The following is a 23,182-nucleotide window of genomic DNA, read 5'->3' as shown; positions in this document are numbered from 1 at the left end:
AAAGCTGGTCAACCTTAGTCAGACCTAACTTTGATGCTTACTTCCTGCTTCACTCTGGCAGTGACGGCACTTAACCAGTCCACAGGCTACCACCACCTAACTGGCGGCTATCTCCAAATTAATGGAGGCGTTAAAATCGCGCTCAAGTTCTAACCCGCAATTGTCACACCGGAAAACTCTTTGAGATAGGGGCATTTCATCCTTTTCGGTGTGGCATCTTGAACAGGTTTTAGTCGAGGGATACCATCGGTCTACTACAACCAAAGTTGACCCGTACAACTCACACTTGTACTCTAGCTGGCGTTTGAACTCAAAAAAGCCCATGTCCTGGATAGCTTTCGCCAATTTGTGATTAGCCATCATGCCGGACACGTTCAGGTTTTCTATTCCTATTCGGCTGTGGTTTTGGGCTAAATAGGATGTGAGCTTGTTCAACGTGTCTTTTCTGATGTTGGCTATCCTTCGGTGCAAACGGGCTATTTTGATTTGAGCTTTTCTCCAGTTAACCGAACCAATCTGTTTATGACGATTTAGCCACTGCAGCCGTGAAAGTTTTTTATAGTACAAGCGATAGCTAGACGCGCCTTCTACCACGATTCCAGTAGATAAGACGGCTAATGCTTTGATTCCCAAGTCTACTCCCACTACAGGGTGAGGCTTCGGGCGATTGATTGGTTCATATTCCAGCTTAAAGCTGATGAACCATCGGTCAGCCGTCCTAGATATGGTCACAGATTTGGGTCCAAACCGAACAGGTAGCCGTTCGTGGGTTCTTAGCCAACCAATAACCGGAACTCTAATCTTGAAGTGATCAAGCTTGATTGACCCATCTAAAGTAAAACTGTCATGCTTTCCCTTGCGCTTAAACCGAGGTGGTTTCTTGCTCTTGTTGAACGCATCTTTCCAGGCTTGAACCAATTGCCTAAGCGCATACTGAGGGGCGCATTTGCTCACCTCATAGTACCAAGGGCAGATGGGTTTAACCAGCGCTACCAACCATTTGTGCAGGTCAATCCCAGTGGGAAATTTAATTTTATCCTCTCTTGTGTCCTGGTTGTGTAAGAGTATCTGCTTAGTCAATCCCAAACCCCAATTCCAAGCATGACGGGAAACGCCAGCGTGTTTAGCTAGTGCCGTTCGCTGCTTGTTGTTTAAATTCAATTCCGTCTTAAACCCTAAAAGCATAATCCGGTAAAGGTTGCTGGGTGTATAATATTAGTATACCGATATATATTCATATTGACAATGCCATTTCAGAAGAATCATAAATTGGGAGCTAAAAAAATATTAGACAAGCCCTTGAGACGCTTTTGAGATGCTACTCAGTAACAATGAGTGCTACTATCATAAGAACAAAGACCTGGAGAGGTGGCAGAGCGGTTGAATGCGGCAGACTCGAAATCTGTTATGGTGTCACAACCATCGGGGGTTCGAATCCCCCCCTCTCCGTTGAAGCGTTAACCTGAATTTAGAATTAAACCTTGACAGATTCAGCGACTTGTGATTTAGCTTTAGAGTGATTAATTAAGCCGCCACAAAGCATAATTTCCAACAAAAACAAAGTCCGCACAGGCGGACTGGATTATCAAGGGGGAGTTAAATACAAACCAATACTAGCTACGCTTCAACTTTCACCCCTCTCCAAAAGGCGACATAGCCCTCAATATTTTTCGCCTTCTCTTTTGCTTGGGGATAGTACCACGCTGCATCCTTATTCTGTTGCCCATCAATTTCGATGGTATAGTAACTGGCTTGACCCTTCCAAGGACAGCTTGTATGGGTGCTGCTTTCCTTGAAATACTGCTGATTAATCGAGTCTGGGGGGAAATAATAATTTCCTTCTACAATTTGACAGTTGTCGCTCTCGGCGAGAACCGTGTCGTTCCAGATGGCTTTAGGCATTGTTACGTTACTTCATAAAGTCTCTAATTCTTATTATGAAGGTAAAGGTACAGAAGGGTGGGGGAATCAGAAAAAATCCTCCCCAAGTTTGGTATTATTGGATACATTTTTGCTTGAATTTCTCCGGGTTGCTCAAGTTGAGAGTTGACTCCAAGCACAATGAGTGCATGGAATACGCTGTCAATCGGCGTTTCTCACTGTCCACCTGAGGTTGTTACAATGATTGGGTCATAAGCGCCCACAGCATCCATCATGTATCAGTTGCAATCCTTGGAGGACGCCCTCAAGCAGTTTTTTGGATATGATACCTTCCGCCCAGGACAGCAGCAAATCGTTGAAGAAGCGCTTCAAAATCGTGACTTGCTGATTATTATGCCGACAGGGGGCGGTAAGTCACTGTGCTTCCAATTACCCGCCTTACTCAAACCGGGGTTAACGGTGGTGGTATCGCCGTTGATTGCACTGATGCAAGACCAAGTGGATGCCTTAGTGGATAACGGCATTGGGGCAACGTTTCTCAATAGTACCCTGAGTTGGGACGCCGTGCGATCGCGGGAACTGGCGATCCTCAAGGGCAAGATTAAACTGCTTTACGTCGCCCCAGAACGCCTGCTGGGAGAGCGATTTGCACCCTTTTTAGAGCAAGTGCGATCGCAGGTAGGAATTTCTGCCTTTGCTGTTGATGAGGCGCACTGTGTCTCGGCGTGGGGACATGATTTCCGCCCCGAATATCGGCAGATTCAACAATTACGCCAACGGTATCCCGATATCCCGATGCTAGCCCTTACCGCTACAGCCACAAAGCGGGTGCAGCAGGATATTGTCCAACAACTCAATCTCAAGCAAGCCAGTATCCATATTGCTAGTTTTAACCGCCCTAACCTCTACTACGAAATTCAACCCAAACAGCGCCAAAGCTATAATCAACTCTTCAAAAAAGTTCATTCCTATAAAGGCTCAGGGATTATCTATTGTCTCAGTCGTCGCAGCGTTGAAGAAGTGGCTTTTCGACTGCAAAAAGATGGCATTTCTGCCTTACCGTACCATGCAGGGATGAGTGATACTGACCGCTCAACAAATCAAAATCGTTTTATTCGAGATGACGTACAAGTGATTGTGGCAACCATTGCCTTTGGTATGGGAATCAACAAACCAGATGTCCGCTTTGTGATTCACTACGATTTACCCCGAAATTTAGAAGGTTACTATCAAGAATCGGGACGGGCAGGACGAGATGGAGAACCTGCTTATTGTACGCTTTTTTATAGTCCAGGTGATATTCCCCGACTCGATTATTTTATTGATCAAAAACCTGATCCTAAAGAACAGCGTGTTGCCCGTCAACAGTTACAGCAAATACGAGACTACGCAGAAGGAACGGATTGTCGCCGCACCATTTTACTCAGATATTTTGGCGAACGGTTTAAGGGAAATTGCCATAACTGCGATAACTGTTGCCATCCTAAACCGATTGAAGATTGGACGATTGAAGCCCAAAAGTTTTTGTCCTGTGTGGCGCGTTGTCGAGAACGGTTTGGTATGACTCACATTATTGACGTGCTGCGGGGTTCACAGAAAAAGAAGGTGGAACAGAATGGACATCACCTCCTCTCAACTTATGGAATCGGTAAGGATAAAAGCATTGACGCTTGGAAAATGCTGGCGCGATCGCTCCTGCATCAGGGGTTAATGGATGAAACAACGGATGGATATCGGGTACTGAAGCTGAATAAACTGAGTTGGGAAGTTCTTCGCAAGCAACGTTCTGTGAATATTGCAATTACCCAAACCCCAGTGGCAAAGGCTTTATCGGATATTAATCCAAGAACGGCAGAAATTGAACTGCTGTTTGAGAGACTGCGAAAGCTACGTAAACAAATTGCTGATACTCAATCGGTTCCGCCTTATGTTATTTTCGCTGATTCTAGCCTGAAGTTAATGGCACAACTCAAACCCAAAACTCTGGAGGACTTTGCTCAAATATCAGGTATAACGGCTCATAAATTGACTCAGTACGGAGAGCGCTTTGTTTCGGAAGTTAGAGAATTTTGTCAGGAGCAAAAGTTACCCGTACCTCTGCCTTCAAATAGTCAAATGACCACCTTACAACTGTATCTGCAAGGATTGAGTATAGAGGAAATTGCTGAAAGACGGGGTTATATTCCTAGTACTATTCTTACTCATTTGAGTGAGCTAATTGAAAAGAATCAACCCGTGGATTTAAACCGATTGGTGCCAGTCGAACGGCAAAAGCCAATCTTGCAAGCGATTCAGAACGTTGGCACTAACTCCCTGAGAAGCTTGCGGGAACAGTTGGGAGAGGATTATAGTTATGATGAAATTCGCCTCGTGCGATCGTGGTGGATTCGGGAGAAGAGTTGAGGATTGATGCTTGTTTTTACCATTAGATTAGGTTAAATGTTGCTGAAGTCTAAAACCTGAGTCGGGGCGGGCGCGAGTAACATCGGGTTGCAACCGAAGAGATAGTGGTGAAAGTGAGCCCCTACACAATTCACACTCACCTTGTACTAGATAAAAAGGGACTTATTTTTACCACGGATTCCCCACCATAGTGAAAGACGCCCAATAATAAGGATGGGTAAAATCTTGTGATTGTGGCAGTTCAGAAGGTAACAAAATCGTTCCCGCAGACGTAATCAGTTGACCATTTTTCAGTTGAACTTGCCCCTTAAGCATATCGATTTGCACCTGTCGTAAGGCTTCTGCTTTAATTGGAGCGGTTTTTAAGTGATTATAAAATTGGGTCATTAGCGCTAATGTGCCTTCATCACTGACGTACCACAAACTGGCTAAGGTTGATTTTACTCCCGCTTGCACGGCTAATCCAGCAAAGCCTAACTCAGCATTTTCATCCCCTAATGCAGTCCGACAGGCGCTGAGTACCAGTAATTCTACAGCGGGATTATTCCACCCCAATTCTGGCAATTGATCAAGGCGTAGCTTACTATTCCATAACTGAATATAGGAATTAGAGATCGCACCGGGACGAAAATCAGCATGAGTGGCGAGGTGAATAATGCCAAAGGGTTGTTTTTTTCGTTGGGCTTTAAGATTATCTAGAGTAAAGCCTTCATCCAGGAAAAATTGACCTTGCCATAGTTTTTGGGTGATTACTTCTAATTCCACAGGAACGGCGGGTAAAGGCTTTTGATCGCTAAATTTTGCTGCCCCCATCGCCAGTACTTGGGTATCTTTCACACTTTGGAAGCGGGTATCGGTGAGGCTTAAACTGGGCATAATTCCTACACTATAATTCTCGATTAAAAATCGCTGTTCGTTGTGTAGGGCAGCTACGGGAATAGAACGTAAACCTTTATCCATAACAAACACCAAGTTTTGAATGCCTTGGGCTTGCAAGTCAGCTTCCAATGGCGTAATCAACCATTCGTAGAGTTGTTTCGCTGGGGCTAAGTAACTCTTAGCATCTCGGACATTGGTTACCGTTTCTTGAAACTGTTGCGCCACTTGTAAAACTTCAGCGCGGGTGATGGGTATGGATTTCTGAATGGGTTCTCCTTGGGCTGTCACTAAGACGAGATCTAGCTGATCATTATCCTGGGGGGTAGCCGATGAGGAAGAGATGCTATTGGGAACAAACATTACATAAATTAATGCTGGTTTGACCCCTGTTGCTTGGGTAATATCTTGCAATAGTTGACGCGCCTCACTTAGGGTGAGAATTTGAGTGCCTGATTTGTCGAGATAGGATTCAAATTCTTGGGTATAAGCCGAATCAATTGTGCCAAATAGGGTATCAATACTTATAGATGGTAAGCTGGTTTCAACTGGAAGTTTTGAAGGCGACTCTTCTTGGGGAAGCAGTCTTTGTGAGGGGGAAAATTCAGGCGTGATTGGGTTTTGGGTTTCCGGTGTAATCAGTTGAATCTGACTTGGTGCGATTCCCTGGGTATAGGGATTGGGATAGGAACCCTGGATAATTTGATTATCGTTTCCTGTCGCGATCGCGCCTCTGGTACCATTCATATCGTTGTAGTCTTCCCCGACGGTGAAGGGGATAATTCGCCCTCCCTGATGGCGAATTGTAACTGATCCACCTCCATTCCCGCCTGCGGTGGAGATACTGGTTGTTGTACCTGTGCGATCGCCAAATGTATCAGTTGCTCGGAAAAATTGTTCTGTGGTAATATCTACGTTACCACCCCTGCCGTTTGTTCCACCTTGAGCATTAATCGAATCAACTTCGATATCGCCTTCTGGATCTAATGTGACATTTCCAGCATTACCCTGAGTTGCACTGGAATTGATTGCACCGGCTTGAATCTCAGTTTTGGCTTTTACTGTAGTATCTCCGCCTCGATTCACTCCTGATGTATTCAGATTTCCAGTCGTGACAGTCGCCTGATTACTGGTGAGAGAAATTCCGGCATTTGCAGTAATATCGTTTACGTCAATCCCTTGATTTGCTTGAAGGCTAACAGTAGCATTATCGAATCCGGTAATTGTACCTGTAGCGGTGATCGAACCTGAACCTATGGGTGATAGGATAGTCACCGGGTCACTAAACGTGAGATTACCATTGAGTGCGATCGCGCCACTGCCATTATCTCTTCCAATCCTGAGACTCTGGAACCCCTCTTCAAACACGCCTCCGGTGAGTGTAAAGTCTTGAGTGGGATTCAGCGGTTGCAAAACCAGATTAGTATTTGAGCCCGTTACCGTTGCACCCAAGGTAATCTCTGATGCGGTTAGGGATAAATCCGATAAGACAGCGAGGGTATCTTGGATGCTTAAACGACTCGCGGTAACATTTCGGTTAAATTGGGTGGTTCCCCCGGCGTCAGTGGTGAGACTATTTAATGGTGTGACACTACCCACAGCACCAGAGAATGTCGTGGTTCCGCTACTGAAGAGACGTAAAGCGCGATCGCCATCCACGATACCATCAAATCTGATCGTACCACCTGCCGCATTCAGGTCAACATCAGCCCCTAAATTAACCCTGTCTCCTAAGAATGTAAGATTACCGCCTGCTGTTATGATATTAGAATTAAGCGTTGTCGTAGCAGCATTGAGGGTAATCGCGGCATTGTTCTCACCCATCAGTATACCATTGAGAACAATGTCTCCCCTAGGCGACTGAACCGTCACGGGATCACTGAACGTAAAATTATTATCCAGGGTAATTGTACCACCCCCTGATTCTCGACCAATGGTTATAGTCGGAAAACCGTCTTTAAATATCCCACCATTTAAACTAAAGTCTTGGTTGGGATTTAGAGGTTGAAGAGTTAACGTTTTATTTGTGCTTGTCTCAATTGAGTTCAAGTCAATGGCTGCAGCGGTTAGGGATAAATTGGATAGCACATCTACCGGATCTTGCAAATTCAACCGATTTGCCGTAACGTTTCCCTGGAGTTGAGTTATTCCACCAGCATCTGTGGTGAGAGTATCTAGTGGGGTAGCACTACCAACCGCGCCGCCAAAGGTGATTGTACCCGAACTTAATATTGTCAAATCATGATTACCATCAACTGTACCCTGAAAGCTAATCGGGTTACTACGACTGTTGAGAGTAACGTCATTAGTCAGTTCAACCTTGTCTGCATTAAAAGCTATACCACCGCCTTCAGTAGTGATATTAGCATTTAGGTTAATAGTTGTGCTATTGAGTGTAATTGAAGCATCATCTGTGCCACTAACATTGCCATTAATCGCTATCACTCCATCAGGCAATTCAATCCTTACCGGATCTCTGAAGGTGAGATTGCTTAAATCAATTTGCCCATCACTATTCAGATTGCGGATTGTCAGACTTTTAAAACCATCCTGGAATCCAGTTGCATCTTGGGAATTCTCTGATCCTGCTAGGCTAAATATATCAGCAGTATTTGAAGATTGAAGAATCAGATTCCGATTTGTCCCCGTAATCGTTGAACCAAAGTCAATTTTATCTGCCGTTAACGATAAGTCAGACAGCACCTCTACTGAATCTTGGATGTCAAGTTGATTAGCAGTAATATTTTTATTAATTTGGGTGGTTCCCGCTTCATCTGTACTAATAGTGTTTAAACGGGTGATACTGCCAACTTCACCGAAAAAGCTCGTTACCCCAGGGTTTAATATAGTCAAATCATGAGTTCCATCAACCGTGTTATTGAAGTTGATTTGACTATTTTCATTCGTGCTTATAACAAGATCAGCTTTTAACTCAAGGTTTGACATAAAGTCAATTCTCGGAGATAACTGCACCTCGCCTTGTGTCAAGGTTAATGTTGAATTTGACAGCACTTCTACCCGATTATTAAATTCTAGCTGGTTGGCGGTTATATCATGATTGATGATCGTTTTTCCATTAGCATCAGTGCTGATAACATTTAATGAATTGAGACTACCCACAATACCATTAAATGTTGCTGTACCCGTATCCGTATTTAAACTTAAATTATAATTTCCATCAACTGTGCCATTCAAGGTAACATTACCACCACTCGTATTGAAACTGACATTGCCCCCAAGCTGGAGAGGATTATCTAAGATTAGATCATTACCTCCTGAGTCTATAGTTATTGTTTCCCCATCCAATGGCTGAAATTGAAGAGTACCCGTTCCCCCAATAAAGGGTAATTCAGGTCTTGCATCAGGATTTTCCGCTTGCTTAAGCTGAATTTCATTACTTGTCAGGCTAATGTTACCATCTAAGTCACCATTTGACTGAATACCCCGGGTTATAATAGTGGTTGCTTGAACAGCAATATTGCCACTTTCACCCGCACCATCACAGGCAATATTACTACAAGATTCTATTGTTCCTTCATTTTTTAACGGACCAGTGGTGTCAATTACACCACCGCTATCGATTGTGATTTTTCCACCATTAGCACCACTCGTCTGGATATTTCCACTGTTAATATTTCCTCTAGCGGCGATCGTAATATCGCCTCCATCACCCGTAGTTCCTGTCTCTCTTCCTCGGGAAAGAGCATTCGTCATCCTGATAGTACCACCAGCATCAAGAGTGATATTCCCTCCATTATCACCTCTTGAATCGATATCACTACCACCAGAGTTGCCAATTTCAATATTGCTTTCGGCGTTGAGGATAATATCACCCCCATCACCACTCACATTTGCTCTAGATCTAATGGGACCAGTTCTAGTATCTCCACGAGAGTCAATAGCAACCGATCCAGCATTACCCGAATTACTGCTTACATCGATTTGTCCTGATCGAATATTGCCACGTAAATTATTAGGATTGTATTGATTGGTTAATAAAACTCTACTACTCGGCTGATCAATCCGAATATTGCCCACACGAATATTAGCATTCGTGACAGGTTCAAACGTGGGTTTTAGTGTTCCTGGCGCTAAATTCCCCGGATCTCCTCCTATAGCCATCCAGTCAATACCTGCTCTAATATCTAACGTTGGGCTAGTACTACCATTAATTTCTATAATTGTTCCATCGGACAACTGGACAGTAGCTAAACTAGCCAGAAAGGAATTAGGGTTATTAGGATTAATCGTATTATTTTCTAAATCCGTCCCAGTAATTGTGACAATTCCTAGCTCTACCCTACCTCCCGCTAAAATATGCAGTGAAGCGCCGGTATAGTCTTGCAATTTGACATCTCCTGAAGCCAAAATAACTGGATCATAGGGACTCTCTAAATTTCCTGCACTACCATCCAATTGTTCAATAAGAAAATTGCCGCCCGTCGAGTAGTGAGTATCTCCGCCTATCGTAGTACTAGAACGGAATACCATATCCCCACCAGAGAAGAAACCACTCGCAGGATGATTCAGGGCAAAGATATCAACATTTTGGTTCCCCTGAACAATTAACTTATCTCCCGCTTGTGCAATAAATGGATTTACCACACTATCCCGCACCTGTACTGTATCCTGTGCCAATAGTTGCAAATCACCTGTTGTGGTTAACTGACTCTCCACCAACGTGAGATTATTCTCTGCTGAAAGTAACGCTGTTCCCCCCGTTACCGTCTTGGCAACCACATCACCATTATCAATCGCAATTCCTGAACCCGTAAGGGCAACTTCACCCTGATCATTCACCGACAAACCCGTAGCGTTACTAACGTTTCCTCCCGTTAACAGTTGTGGAAGAGAAAGAGGCGTAAACGGAACTGCCGTCGCCGCCACAGGAACCTCTAAACTCAACAAATTTCCCGCTTGGCTAATCCGCACCCATTGATTACCAGGAACTGTGGCTACGGTAATTTGACCCTCTGGGGCGACTAACTCACCCGTACTCACAACCGTACCGCCAATTAAACTGAGATTCTGTCCAGAATCGACTTCTAGGGTTCCTGTATTTACAATAGAACCTGGTTCTGGTGTGTTAAAGACAAAGCCATTGGGTTCTCCCACCAGAGACGTATAATTATTAATCCCTGTGGCATTAAATAAATTATCGCCCAAACTAATACCTGTCGCCGTTGTAGCAGTAAACGCGGCGGGGACGTTTAATTGAGCATTATTGCCAAAGATAATACCCGCCGGATTCATCAAAAACAGATTAGAAGTGCCGCCACTGATTTGGATTAACCCATTAATAACCGATGGATCACCGCCAGTAATCCGTGAGAGAATATTCTGTATGGATGGGTCGGATAAAAAATTGGCAATCTGTCCAGAGTCTAAGCCAAACTCACTAAAACTGTGGAAGAGATTCGCGCCATCTCCTGACAATTTCCCCCCCTGAATATCGAAACGGTTGCCATCTGGAGTCACAATCGTATCGGTACTGTCATCGGAAACAATAGGTTGGGTTAATCCCGATGACATGAACCCTAGGGTGGTTAGGCATAAGGTTAGGGTTGAGAGTATTTTCAGGTAGATGGGGGCTGACATAGGCTTCTCCTGAGGGAGGTAATTCCTCTATAATTTTCTAGGGTTTGATTTGCCAATGGTGGGACTCGTTGGGGACAGATACACCCATCCCAGGGAATCCACGCGAGGGAAAGGATCAAAGGAAAAGCCGTAAAAGCCTTGAATTCGTTACCTTACCCTGGTTTCGCGTTTGATTGATATGGCAGGCACACCCTAGATTGTCAGGTTTCCCGAATGCCGAGAATTACTGGCAAAACTTTTCAACACAGCGAACAAATAGTTCTACTCCCATTGCTAACACAGTTTCATCAAAATCAAACCGGGGGTGGTGATGGGGATAGGCTAAATCTTTACTGGGGTTCGCTGATCCCAAAAAGAAATAGCAACCCGGTACAGCCTCTAGGAAAAATGACATATCTTCCCCGCCCATGGTTTGGCATTCTGGTACAATTCCTGTAGGTGTTTCGACGATTTCTGCCGCTACAGATCGCACCAATTCGGCTATCTGTGAGTCATTAATTACAGGCGGATAAAGCGGCTGGTAGTCTAGTTCGTACTGCGCCCCGTGGCTTTGACAAATACCTGCAATCACTTGCTCGATGCGCTGGCTGAAATAACCCCCTAATTGTGGATTAAAATACCGCACTGTGCCGCTAATATGGGCGCTGTCAGCAATTACATTAAACGCTGTACCAGCTTGAAACATTCCCACTGTAACCACAGCTGAATCAATTGGGTCAACATTACGAGCCACAATGGTTTGCAAGGCGTTGACCACTTGAGTACCGATAACGATCGCGTCAAGGGTTTGATGGGGCATTGCCCCATGTCCCCCCTTGCCTAAAATTTTACACTGAAATCGCTCGCTTGCTGCCATTAAGGTACCACTGCGAACGCCAACTGTTCCGAGGGGTAAATTGTTCCACAAATGTAGCCCAATCATAGCATCGACTTCCGGATTTTTTAAGACGCCAGCTTCTATCATCGGCTTAGCGCCTCCGGGTCCTTCTTCAGCGGGTTGAAAAATGAATTTGACGGTTCCGGCAAAGTCTTGGCGGTGTTGGGAAAGATAAAAGGCTGTACCTAATGCGATCGCGGTATGTCCATCATGACCGCAAGCGTGCATAATTCCATCATGTTGCGATCGGTAGGGAACATCATTTTCTTCCTGAACGGGCAAAGCATCCATATCCGCCCGAATCGCTAAAACCGGACCTGTGCGATCGCTCTTTATTATGGCAACGATCCCGGTTTGGGCAATACCCGTTTGATGTTCAATTCCCCACTCCTGTAACTTTTGGGAAACAAATGCAGAGGTTAGGTGTTCAGTAAACCCTAATTCCGGGTGCTGGTGCAAGCGCCGCCGCCACTCGACTAGCTGAGATTCCAGGGCGCGAATCTCACGTCGGATCTCAGAACCGTTAACGGTAGGGGGAGTAGAAGACGTAACAACCATGATTGTTTAACAACTTGTAATACTATACCTAGGACTCAAAGATGCCTCCGGAGCAAATCTGGAGATATCTTCCTTTAATAGCTTATGGGGGGAACAATAAACTAATCAAAGCCCCCCTTTAAAAAGGGGATTTGTCGGGATAGTGCTGGAGGTGCGATCACCTTTTGGCTGTAAAATTTTCTTAAGCACTATACAAGACGCTACCACTATGCAACCTTTGGGAAAAGCAGCGCTTTGGGTTTTATCAGTCTTTTTTCTTCTATTTGGAGTAATTCTAATTGCCATACACCCACCCGCCGCTTTAATGGCGCTGCTAATTGGTATTGTTTTATTACCGCCGATGGTCGGGTTCATTGATCATCCATCATACCCTCTCGTCCGTTGGATCATCACGGGGATAGCTTTTGCCCTTCTCATAATCCTGACCGGAAAGAGTGGGTCTCAAGCCTCGTCCTTTTAGGACGGCTTTGTGTTATAATATTGCTGTAAAAGTCTTCACGTCAAATGTTAGTTTTTGAGTTTAAGGCTAAAGGTAAGACAGCTCAATATTTAGCGATTGATGAGGCGATCTTAACCGCTCAATTTGTCCGCAATAAGTGCATCCGTTACTGGATGGACAATGAAGGCGTTGGGCAAAAAGATCTGTATCGTCACAATACATCGTTAAGAGCTGAGTTTTCTTTTGTCAAGGACTTAAACTCTCATGCTTGTCAAACGGCTGTTGAAAGAGCATATTCGTCAATTGCCCGATTCTACAGCAATTGTAGAAAATCTATTCCGGGAAAGAAGGGTTATCCAAAGTTCAAGAAAAATTCCCGTTCTGTTGAATACAAAACATCAGGATGGAAATTGTCGGAAAACCGCAAACATATAACATTCACAGACAAGAAAGAGATTGGCAAGCTTAAACTCAAAGGAACTTATGACTTAAACTTCTATCAGCTTGCTCAAATTAAGCGAGTGCGGTTGGTTCGTCGTGCCGATGGCTACTATGTACAATTCTTGGTTAATGCTGAGAACAAAGTCGAAGTTCAGCCAACAGGCAAAGCTATCGGATTAGACGTAGGACTCAAAGAGTTCTATACCGATAGTAACGGTCACAAAGAACCCAACCCTCGCTTTTACCGAGAAGGTGAAAAACGTCTAGGGTTCCTTCAAAGACGAGTTTCACACACGGAAATTGGCTCAGCCAACCGAAAAAAAGCCATTAATCGGCTAGGAATAAAACACCTCAAGATAAGTAGGCAGCGTGAAGAACACGCCAAGAAAATGGCACGTTGCGTAATCCAATCTAATGATTTGGTGGCTTACGAAGACTTGAGAATCAAAAACTTAGTCAAGAATCATTGTTTAGCCAAATCGATTAGTGATGCAGGTTGGTATCAATTCAGAAAATGGCTAGAGTATTTCGGGGTTAAGTTCGGCAAAATAACCATTGCGGTTAATCCTGCCTACACCTCCCAGGAATGTTCTAGCTGCGGCACGATAGTTAAGAAGTCCTTGTCCACTAGAACCCATGTCTGTCAATGTGGGTGTATCTTGGACAGGGATTGGAATGCAGCTATCAATATTCTGAAATTAGCCTTAAGTACGGCAGGGCATGTCGGAACTTACGCTTCTGGAGACTCGACCGCTACCTTGATTGGAGAAATCCTGTCAGGGCAAGTCAGGTCTATGAACGAAGAATCTCTGTCCTTATAGGGCGGAGAGTGTCAAGCATTTGCCTCTAGTGGTGATATCCATAGACTCGACCAGGATAATGATGGGGTAGCGTGTGAATCTTTACCGTGAGCAAACGGGCATACAAATAAATCCTGATCGCAAATTATCACCAAGGGCGGGTTTTGTTGAGAGATTATCGGTAGATCTCCCCAATTAAAGCAGATTTGGGGGTTAATCAGGTACAGTCTCTAAGCAAAATCCCCCAGCTCCCTCTGCTCCCTCTGCTTCATCGTATCTACGAAGCTGCTCAAGTATTTCCATCCCCGCCGCTCTAGCTACTTGCTACAACCACCTGATCGCGCCCTTGGGCTTTAGCTTGGTAAAGCGCCCGATCCGCCGCCGAGATCAATTCCTCCGCCGTGGAACCATGTTCAGCAAACGCCGCCACGCCCACAGAAATCGCGATCGCATCTAAAAGTTGATGGTGATACTCGATCTGCAAATCCTTAACATCTTGGCGAATTTGTTCTGCCCGTTGCTTCGTATCAGCAAGTGAAGCATCTGGCAAAATTAGCATTAATTCCTCACCCCCATAACGGCAAGCAATATCCGACGCCCGAACATTTCGTTGTAAAAATATGCCTAATTCTCGTAAAACAATATCCCCGGCTTCATGACCAAAGGTGTCGTTAAAATGTTTAAAATGATCAATATCCAACATAATAATCCCCATCGGTCGCTGATGACGCTGCGCCCGATGAATTTCCCGCTCTAAAGACTCTTCCATATAACGCCGATTAAATAGCCCAGTCAACGCATCTCGAATACTCTGTTGAGACAGCGTTTCCCGTAATTTTAAATTCGCTAATGACAGGGCTAAATGTTCCGCCACCGTTAGGGCTAACCGTTGTTTCGCCTCCGTCAATTGTCCCGGTTGTTGCGAACTAATATATAAAATTCCCAACGCTTTTCCCTGTGCCATCATTGGCACACAAAAGGATTCTAAGGGAGAGATGTGTGAGTGAATATGAGGACAGCGTAAACCTGATTGTGGCTGGTTTACCCAATGGGGACGTCCCCGACGTAATGCCCAACATGCCTTAGGCGAAAACAGCGTCTGACTCGCCAAAGCGGTTCCCCAAGTTGCCATGGCTTCTGCCCAATTCTCAGAGGGATTAATCACGAATACTCCACCCGAACTCCCTGGAAATAAGGGAGCAACCAACGTCGCGATCGCGTGATATGCCTCATCAACCGTTAAACAGGCTTGGAGAAAGTCACTCAATTCCCCTAATAACACCATTTCTCGGTTGCGGATACCTAGTTCACTTACCCGCCCTTTCAGTTGTTCATTCAGTCTCTGCAACGCTGATTGTGCCTGTTTGCGATCGCTGATATCTTGCACCACACCAATATAAGATTTCGGTTCACCCTTACTATCCCGTATCAGCGATCCACTTAAATTCACCCAAACCTCAGATCCATCTTTACGTATATAGCATTTTTCACGGGAGAAGGTATCAATTTCTCCTGCCAATAACTGATCCAGGCAACTAAGTTCCTGGTCAACATCATCAGCGTGAGTAATGTCTTTGCACGTCTTGTTTTGCAGTTCCTCTGCACTATACTGAACTAAATCAATAAACTTTTGGTTAACCCACAAAAACTGACCCGATAAAGTGGCTTGCACAATTCCTACAGCAACTTGATCAAACATACTCTGGAAACGTTTTTCACTCTCTCGCAACGCTTCCTCGGCTTGTTTTCGTTCTGTAATATCCCGATTACTCGCTCGTATTCCCAACCAATCTCCCTCAGCACTTTGCACAGATTGGCAAATATGAGAGATCCAACGCAATTCTCCGGTTTTAGTCAGGATGCGAAAATCAATTCCTGAGACTCTCTGATTCACCGCCGTGGCACACCTATGCTGGGCAAATTTTTCTCGATCCTCTGGATGAATGATCGACTCCAATAAACTCGCATCCTGGAGAAATTCATCAGCACAATACCCCGTAATCCGTTCACAGGAAGGAGATACATAAATAAACTGAGCGTCCGGGTTAAGCCAATACTCCCAGTCATAGGTAAAGTTAGCAACTGTCCGAAATCGTTCTTCGCTTTGTCGCAGTTCCTCCTCTGCCCTGACTTTTTCGGTAACATTATCAACAGTAAAGACGACACCCTTTAACTGACCCGTTTGGTTAAATAACGATGTTCCGTTAATTGACAGTAACACTTGGCGTCCATCATCTCGTTCAATGGTATAGTGCAGGTCATTAACCGTCTGCTCGGTTTGCACCAAATGCCAGAATGGTAAACAGTTATTCTTACTTAAATTCCTTTGCTTATCTTGATTTTGCCAAGTCAGCTTATCTTGAAAATGGGGGTAAATATTTTCCAACTTTAGACCTAAAATCTGCTCCGCCTGATGGTTAATCAGCATAATTTGTCCCTGAGGATTCACCCAGACGATTCCCACAGGACTGGTTTCCATAACCCGGGATAATAAATCAAACTCCTGCTGTAATGCGGCTTCTATCCCTTCACGCTCCTGAATTTCTTGAAGTTGAGCCGTGCGCTGTTGCACACGATTTTCGAGTTGCTGATTTAACTGACATAATTCGGCTTCAGCTTGTTCACGGGCAAGGCGGATGTGTAAAGCTTCAATACCGGAGGCTAAATCATTGGCTAATTCTTTCAATAACTGCACCTCTTCCGGCGCAAATGCTCCAGAGTTCACTGCGTAGATAGTCAACACACCCAACAGTTGATCTTTAACCTGTAATGGCAGGATAATTAGAGTTTCATCGCCCTGCTGTAAACCATGCGATCGCCAGGGTGTAAACTTCGGATCAGTATGAATATGGCGACAAACTATCGGTTGTCCAGTTTGCAGAACTCTATCGATAGGAGACTCACCTGAAGATTCGTTTACCCCAGGCATAATCAATTGTTTTAGATCAGGGTTATTATCAGAATTATTCGGTTCATATCCTTGTGTCTGATGTTTTATATCTGATGTTTTTTGGCTCCTATTACTATGTTCGGCTAAACCTTGATTATATCCTTCTACCTTACCAACTTGTTCCTTAATTAAAATATTTTCTTCTTTACCTTCTTTCTTTTTTAACGCTTCAAACCCAACCCCAAGTTGCACCCTTTGGGACATATCATCAGTTATTAAGTCAACCCAAGCTCCCTGATAACCTCCTACCTCCACAATCAGCCGACAAATATTCTGGAATAACTCAGATTCTTGGGTTGCACTCACCAAGATTCGGTGGGATTCACTCAGAGTTTTGAGAATACGGTTTAAATTTTGGAGAATCCCTTGCGCTTGTTGGCACTCCCTCAGTTCCATGGGTATTACTTGATCCCAGGAGTTTTCTATTTTATCGTCTGCGTTTTGAGGAATCACACCTGCCATAGCCCGTCTGTCAGGGTGGGTTTGACTACTACTGTTATTTCTAACCCTGATGTTACTAAACTCGCCCTCATCTTCCCCATCGCTATTTTTTCGCAGCTGCCGATTTTCAGCTTGGAGTGAGGCAATAATTTGATCCTGTTGACTCAGGTGCTGCTGTAAGTCTTGAATAACGCCATACAAATGTGCTGGATCAAGGGTTTGTAAGATACTGCTTTGAGTAACCATACCCAACAATTCTCCTTGATGGCTACAGACTCCTAATTGCTGTACTCGCCACTGCTGCATTTTATGATAGGCTTTCCATAACGACTCTTCTAGACTCACGCACAGTAGTGGAAAACTCATCAATGTATGAGCTGGTAAGCTTAAATCAAGTGCCAATGCCTGAAATTGGAGAATATCTTGTTCGGTAATGATACCAATGGGGAATAGAAATGGTTTTGAATCGGCTGGATCTGACGAATCTATCCGCTCAGAGATCCTGTTTTCCTGTTGTTCTGCAATGACTACATAATTAACTCTATATTCTGCCATCCGTTGTGCTATAGTTAGCACGGAGTTTGTGGGGGAAACATGAATAAATTCGGGTGTGATCACGTCTGCGACTCGACGCCTTTTCAACAGATCAGTGCATGGCAAAACATGATGCAGGCTTTCAGGCGTCACAACTCCTACCAATTGATGTTGATCATTGACCACGGGTAAGTGACGAATACCGTGGTATTCAAATAAATTTAGAATTCGCCAACCATCGGGTAACTCAGATTGCTTGAGTGTAATCACTTGCCGAGTCATCACTTCGGCAACATGAAGACTTTCTAGGGGGCTTCCTGATACTATAATTTGAACCAAATCCTGCGATGTTATCACCCCAACTAACTCCTCGCCTTCTATGACTAAGACACAGCTCCCATCTGTTCCATCGCTATGACTTGAACCCAAAAGTCCTGTCCCAGATGGAAATGGGCAGGAGTAAGTGCCTTGATTGAGGAGGGCGATTACGTCGCACAGACAGGTGTCTGGCGTAACCGTCAGCGGATAGCGGTCAATCGCAGACGTTAGGGTGGTCATTGGTCATTTGATTATGGGTCATTTGATTATGGGTCATTTGTTATGGGTCATTAGCCCTTAACTGGACTAAGATGGGTAGGGATATTAAATGTCAAGCTGCTTAATCATGGATTGATTAAAAGAATAGATCACGTAGATGACCCAGGGAATTATTGGGAATGGGTGATTACCTGGAAAAAGTAGTTAGTAGTTTTCCAATTTTCCTTGATATTCGCCATTATGTTGATATACCTGTTACAGAACTTCAGGTATTTCAATAGATTTGCGTGAATTCTTAAAACAGCACCAGGATTTTCCTTGATACTAGAACAATCGCTCTATTTCTAACTCAGATGCCACTTGAGCTAGTTTGCTCAGGTCAGTGGGATCAGTTAAATGGGGCAAGATACCTAAAATGGGAACCTGTGTCAGCGACTGAATCAACTCAATGGGTGTCCAATCGGCAATATCTGTGGCTGAACGAGGCTGAACACAATTGAGGACGATTCCTTTAAGGAGAACGCCCGACTGACGTGCTAAGGCAACATTTGCCACCGTTTGTGCGATCGCGCCTAGTTCCACAGGCACCACAATCACGCTGGGTAGTTTCCAATCTCTGGCAATATCTGCCACGGTTAACTCATGGGTTACAGGTGAACCGAGTCCTCCTAGTCCTTCAACTAACACCACGTCCCGTTGCTGCTGGAGGCGATTTAATGCCTGCCAGACTATTTTTAATTCTAGCGGTCGTCCTTCCCGTTCTGCCGCGACGGGCGGGGCGACAGGGTGCTTAAATTGTAAAGGGGCAATGTCTTGAGGGGTTTGATCCAGGTTAAATAACTGGTGATAATGTTCCCAATCCCCTGTTCCCGTTTGAATGGGTTTAAAAATTCCCAGACGTTTTTGCGGATAATAGGTTTGCCAATAGGCGGCGAGGGCAGTGGTCAATACCGTTTTGCCCGAATCGGTATTTGTACCTGTAATCAGTAATGTCTTGGTCATTAGTCATTCATCCTTTGTCTTTTGTCCTTTGTTTGACTTTGAACTAAGGATTAGTGAGACTGACACCTAGTGTAAAATTGGTTGGTCTTTGAGCAATCACATCAATAATGTAGTTACCTCCTTGAGGCAATTGTGCCTGCCAAAAGTTTACATTTGAGGCATCTTCGACAAGCTGACCATTGGGATTGCGGATATTTAACGTGACATTCCCTTGAATAACTTCTACCGCTAATTGCTGATTGGATTCCACATTAACGCGATACCGTTTTACCCGTTGCGGTGCGGTTTGACCTTGAAACTGAATTGCTTGTTCTTCTTGGGGAATTACGAGCTGTTCGGTTTCGTAAGTGGGAGAAGGAGAAGGCGAGGGAGATGGAGACGGACTTCGTGTGGGCGAAGGTGTGGGTCGGGGAGATTCAGTTAAGTTTAAATTAAGTTGGTAATCGGTTTCTGGAAGTCCCGGAATTAAACTTAATTGAACTGTGTATTCCCCGCTAAAGGGGAGTTGACCTCGCCATTGCTGCACCCGTGTGGCGCGATTGCCCACCGGTTGATCATCGGGTCCGAGGACAGTCATGTAGACACCTTCGGTGGGAATAAATGCCTCCAAGGTCTGGTTTTGTTCTGCCTGAATCTGGTAGTTTACAATCGCATTCGGCTGTAATGAGCGTTCTATAGAACGTTGTTCACCAACAGACAGAGCCAGAGTCTGACTATAGGTTCGGGGTAGGGTGGGAGTAGGTGAGGGTGAAGGGGACTCTGTTGCAGTGGGAGAAGGAGACGGTGATTCAGTTTCAGTGGGGGAAGGAGACGCTCCAATTATTTCTGGGGAAGTCGGTTCTTCTCTTAATCGGCTAAAGATTGCCCAAGAACCCAACAATACCGTCAAAGCCAGTACTGTACCAATTCCCACAATAACCCCAGGTTTTTCCCAAATCGAGTCACTATCGGGTTCCGGAATTACGGGTTCTGACGCTGCTGCTGTTCTGGCTGGTGTCCTTTGCGGTTCTGGAGGTCGTCCCACGGCTACTGTTGCCATACGTGAGACATTGGCGTTTGGTTCGGGTGTAGAGGCGGCTGGGGGAGGCGGAGATTGCAGGGCTTGTAATACATCTGTTGCAGATGAGTAGCGATCGCCTGGTCTATAACTTAGCATCCGGTTCAGAATCCGGGCAAATTCGTCACTCACACTAACCCATCGTTGCCAGTTCCAGGTTAATTGGGTATTATCCAGTAATTCCCTAGGTTCTTTGCCTGTCAGTAGGACAACGGCGGTTACCGCCAGGGAATAGAGGTCACTACTGGGATAGGATTTGCCCGTTTGAATTTGTTCGCTGGGGGCATAGCCGAGTTTCCCCACTGTTGTGGCTGGGGTTGCCATATCCGGCGACTGCAAACGGGTAGCGAGCTCCTTGACCACACCGAAGTCAATTAATACGGGGAGTTTGTCGCCCTCGCGCAGAATAATATTATCGGGAGTAATATCGCGGTGGATGATTCCCTTGCTGTGAATATGTTCTAGTACGGGTAATAATTGCTGTAGTAGCTGCTTAACTTCGGCTTCTGAGAAGACAGGGTTTCCCTTATGCGTACTCTGAGGTGGCGTCGGAATACCCACAGATTCCGAGCCCAGTGTGGGATTGCCCGCCAAGCCTTCTAAGCGCTCATTGAGTAACTCTCGATAGGTTTTCCCCTCAACATAGTCTTGTGCCAAGAACAACCGTCCATCCTGCTCAAAGGTGGCTCGAAATTCGGGGACTTGAGGGTGTTTAATTTGATAGAGGGTAGTTGCCTCCCGTTGGAAGAGTTCTTTGGACTTCTCCAAGGTATAGGCTTCCATCTGAGGCGGAATTAATTCTTTGAGGACACAGAGTTCTTTAAACCGATTCAGGTCTTCCGCGAGGTAAGTGCGACCGAATCCCCCTTGACCCAGAACCCGGATCAAGTGGTAACGGGCTTGCAGAATAGTTCCAGAGGCGATCGGTTGTTCCATGAGCTTGTGAATTGGAGTTTAGGGGAAAACAGGATGGTGAGTTCCTCGTCTACAACTATAAATTCTATGAGAAGAAGGTCACTTCCTGGCATTTATTACATTTATTTTATGTGACGTACCTAGGCTAAGCTATCCCTAGGGCTAGTCGCTTTTTCCCGATTGTGGGCATTTGGCTAAGCTGTCATGCATTTAAATGGGGTATTAGTAACGAGCAAGATGTTCGCCCACCAAAGATGAGAGCCATTATTGACATTAAGGTTTAAATGCCGAACAGCTTATAGCTCTAGGTGTCGAGGGACTTACTCAAGTGGGTTTGTCCCGCCTCCGGCTTTTGACTGATTTATTTTAAGGCTCACGAGTTTATAAAAAAAGAAATAATTATTCAGCCTGTTTGGATGAGTTTGATTAATAATTGCATATTTCAGTCAATTCGATGGAAAAACTACTGCGTCAAATGGATGAAATGAACAACTTAGGCAGCATCCCAAAGCAGCAAATCTAAAACCAGTGGTATCTTTGGGCTTGGCGGCAAGGATTACGATTGCCCGATTTGTCAATTTATGAGAAATAGTAGAACGATAGAGAACAGCAAATGTTAAGATTGCCTTGAAATGAGCTTCGAGGGTCTGCTGTGAGCCGTTCTGCAACGTTAACGCTTCAGCCTACGCTGCCGCTAATCGCGGATAATAATCGTCTCCGACTGTTTTCAGGGTCTGCCAATGTGCCACTGGCACAAGAGGTTGCTCGCTATTTGGGCATGGACATCGGACCGATGGTTCGCAAACGATTTGCGGATGGCGAGTTATACATCCAAATTCAAGAATCCATCCGTGGGTGCGACGTTTACCTAATTCAGCCCAGTTGCCATCCGGTAAACGACAACCTGATGGAGTTGCTGATTATGATTGACGCCTGTCGGCGAGCATCCGCACGGCAGATTACTGCTGTTATTCCATATTATGGTTATGCTAGAGCCGATCGCAAAACCGCAGGACGGGAGTCAATTACCGCTAAATTAGTGGCAAATTTGATTACTGAGGCGGGCGCGAATCGGGTGTTAGCCATGGACTTGCACTCTGCCCAAATCCAAGGGTATTTCGATATTCCCTTCGATCATGTCTACGGCTCTCCAGTAACCTTGGAGTATCTGGCAAGCAAGCAATTACCTGATCTGGTGGTTGTTTCCCCCGACGTAGGAGGGGTAGCGAGAGCCAGGGCTTTTGCCAAAAAGCTCAATGATGCGCCCTTAGCGATTATTGACAAGCGACGGCAAGCGCATAATGTCGCAGAAGTCATGAATGTGATTGGAGATGTCAACGGCAAAACGGCTGTTTTGGTAGACGACATGATAGACACGGCGGGGACGATTGCTGCAGGTGCCAAAATTCTGCGTCAAGAGGGAGCGCGGCAAGTGTATGCTTGTGCTACTCATGCGGTCTTTTCGCCACCTGCGATTGAACGCCTCTCTAGTGGAATCTTTGAGGAAGTGATTGTCACCAATACAATTCCAATTGCCCAAGACAATTACTTTAAGCAGCTTACAGTGCTTTCGGTCGCCAACTTGCTGGGAGAAACCATCTGGCGCATTCATGAAGATAGTTCAGTAAGCAGCATGTTTAGTTAACCCCCATTCAGTAGGGGTTTGGTTACCAAACCCCTACGGCGTGGTGAGGAGAGGATGTCACCGCGCTCTTCCGTTATCCTGAGACTCTTGACATCCTCCCCCGGCTAAAGAGCGCGGGGGATTCCTCACCACGCCACCTTTTTAGGGGTGGTCGCTGATTGGGGTTGACGCTTCGCTGAAGGTTGCCTCCAAATGAGGTCTTACACCCTCTCCACGTCCGTTTATAGT

The 23,182-nt window shown here is 45.2% G+C and carries 11 protein-coding genes, 1 tRNA gene and 1 pseudogene; 5 read left to right on the top strand and 8 right to left on the bottom strand.

Annotated elements, in window-relative coordinates:
* Positions 1-96: 96 nt before the first annotated feature.
* Positions 97-1,185, bottom strand: a complete 1,089-nt coding sequence (locus RID09_RS27585; protein WP_446339113.1) for an RNA-guided endonuclease InsQ/TnpB family protein — start codon at positions 1,183-1,185, stop codon at positions 97-99.
* 177 nt (positions 1,186-1,362) lie between these two features.
* Between RID09_RS27585 and RID09_RS27580 the strand changes: the two genes are divergently transcribed.
* A tRNA-Ser gene (locus tag RID09_RS27580) sits at positions 1,363-1,449 on the top strand.
* Positions 1,450-1,617: 168 nt separating this feature from the next.
* Here the strand turns inward: RID09_RS27580 and RID09_RS27575 are convergent.
* Positions 1,618-1,902 carry a DUF427 domain-containing protein gene (locus tag RID09_RS27575; RefSeq protein WP_446339112.1) on the bottom strand — a complete coding sequence of 95 codons (285 nt, stop codon included), beginning with the start codon at positions 1,900-1,902 and terminating at the stop codon, positions 1,618-1,620.
* A gap of 252 nt (positions 1,903-2,154) precedes the next feature.
* Between RID09_RS27575 and recQ the strand changes: the two genes are divergently transcribed.
* A complete protein-coding gene (gene recQ / locus RID09_RS27570; RefSeq protein ID WP_446339111.1) occupies positions 2,155-4,284 on the top strand; it encodes a DNA helicase RecQ in 2,130 nt (709 codons plus the stop codon).
* A gap of 168 nt (positions 4,285-4,452) precedes the next feature.
* Here recQ and RID09_RS27565 read toward each other — a convergent pair whose 3' ends face one another.
* The 3 genes from RID09_RS27565 to RID09_RS27555 all read right to left on the bottom strand — a co-directional run bounded on the left by RID09_RS27565 (position 4,453) and on the right by RID09_RS27555 (position 12,547).
* A complete protein-coding gene (locus RID09_RS27565) occupies positions 4,453-10,758 on the bottom strand; it encodes a CHAT domain-containing protein (protein ID WP_446339110.1) in 6,306 nt (2,101 codons plus the stop codon).
* 223 nt (positions 10,759-10,981) lie between these two features.
* Positions 10,982-12,193, bottom strand: coding sequence for a M20 family metallopeptidase (locus tag RID09_RS27560; protein ID WP_446339109.1), 1,212 nt, complete (start codon positions 12,191-12,193; stop codon positions 10,982-10,984).
* Positions 12,194-12,298: 105 nt separating this feature from the next.
* Entirely contained in the window at positions 12,299-12,547 is a 249-nt protein-coding gene (locus tag RID09_RS27555) for a hypothetical protein (protein WP_446339108.1), read from the bottom strand.
* Between the two features lie 150 nt (positions 12,548-12,697).
* Here RID09_RS27555 and RID09_RS27550 point away from each other — a divergent pair, with 150 nt between their 5' ends.
* Both RID09_RS27550 and RID09_RS27545 read left to right on the top strand, forming a co-directional pair.
* Complete coding sequence (locus tag RID09_RS27550; protein WP_446339107.1) at positions 12,698-13,894, top strand: RNA-guided endonuclease InsQ/TnpB family protein; 1,197 nt, start codon at positions 12,698-12,700, stop codon at positions 13,892-13,894.
* A gap of 15 nt (positions 13,895-13,909) precedes the next feature.
* Positions 13,910-13,984: pseudogene (locus tag RID09_RS27545) on the top strand (excalibur calcium-binding domain-containing protein); the annotation flags it as partial.
* A 202-nt stretch (positions 13,985-14,186) separates the two neighbouring features.
* Here RID09_RS27545 and RID09_RS27540 read toward each other — a convergent pair.
* The 3 genes from RID09_RS27540 to RID09_RS27530 all read right to left on the bottom strand — a co-directional run bounded on the left by RID09_RS27540 (position 14,187) and on the right by RID09_RS27530 (position 21,330).
* The gene (locus RID09_RS27540) at positions 14,187-18,356 is read right to left on the bottom strand and encodes a PAS domain S-box protein (RefSeq protein WP_446339106.1); all 4,170 of its coding nucleotides are present in this window, start codon (positions 18,354-18,356) and stop codon (positions 14,187-14,189) included.
* Between the two features lie 303 nt (positions 18,357-18,659).
* The gene (bioD, locus tag RID09_RS27535) at positions 18,660-19,337 is read right to left on the bottom strand and encodes a dethiobiotin synthase (RefSeq protein ID WP_446339105.1); all 678 of its coding nucleotides are present in this window, start codon (positions 19,335-19,337) and stop codon (positions 18,660-18,662) included.
* 43 nt (positions 19,338-19,380) lie between these two features.
* Positions 19,381-21,330, bottom strand: coding sequence for a protein kinase domain-containing protein (locus tag RID09_RS27530; RefSeq protein ID WP_446339104.1), 1,950 nt, complete (start codon positions 21,328-21,330; stop codon positions 19,381-19,383).
* A 631-nt stretch (positions 21,331-21,961) separates the two neighbouring features.
* Here RID09_RS27530 and RID09_RS27525 point away from each other — a divergent pair.
* Positions 21,962-22,954: a ribose-phosphate pyrophosphokinase gene (locus RID09_RS27525; RefSeq protein WP_446339103.1), complete on the top strand. Its 993-nt coding sequence runs from the start codon at positions 21,962-21,964 to the stop codon at positions 22,952-22,954.
* Positions 22,955-23,182: the final 228 nt, after the last annotated feature.

It is taken from the genome of Coleofasciculus sp. G1-WW12-02, from assembly GCF_040219735.1.
Classification (GTDB): domain Bacteria; phylum Cyanobacteriota; class Cyanobacteriia; order Cyanobacteriales; family Coleofasciculaceae; genus Coleofasciculus.
Note: the sequence above shows the minus strand (reverse complement) of the source record. Positions and strands in the feature narration are given on the sequence as shown.

Coding starts and splice junctions, on each gene's coding strand:
- RID09_RS27585 (WP_446339113.1), bottom strand. CDS start 1,185: ATGCTTTTAGGGTTTAAGACGGAATTGAATTTAAACAACAAGCAGCGA.
- RID09_RS27575 (WP_446339112.1), bottom strand. CDS start 1,902: ATGCCTAAAGCCATCTGGAACGACACGGTTCTCGCCGAGAGCGACAAC.
- recQ (WP_446339111.1), top strand. CDS start 2,155: ATGTATCAGTTGCAATCCTTGGAGGACGCCCTCAAGCAGTTTTTTGGA.
- RID09_RS27565 (WP_446339110.1), bottom strand. CDS start 10,758: ATGTCAGCCCCCATCTACCTGAAAATACTCTCAACCCTAACCTTATGC.
- RID09_RS27560 (WP_446339109.1), bottom strand. CDS start 12,193: ATGGTTGTTACGTCTTCTACTCCCCCTACCGTTAACGGTTCTGAGATC.
- RID09_RS27555 (WP_446339108.1), bottom strand. CDS start 12,547: ATGAACCCGACCATCGGCGGTAATAAAACAATACCAATTAGCAGCGCC.
- RID09_RS27550 (WP_446339107.1), top strand. CDS start 12,698: ATGTTAGTTTTTGAGTTTAAGGCTAAAGGTAAGACAGCTCAATATTTA.
- RID09_RS27540 (WP_446339106.1), bottom strand. CDS start 18,356: ATGACCACCCTAACGTCTGCGATTGACCGCTATCCGCTGACGGTTACG.
- bioD (WP_446339105.1), bottom strand. CDS start 19,337: ATGACCAAGACATTACTGATTACAGGTACAAATACCGATTCGGGCAAA.
- RID09_RS27530 (WP_446339104.1), bottom strand. CDS start 21,330: ATGGAACAACCGATCGCCTCTGGAACTATTCTGCAAGCCCGTTACCAC.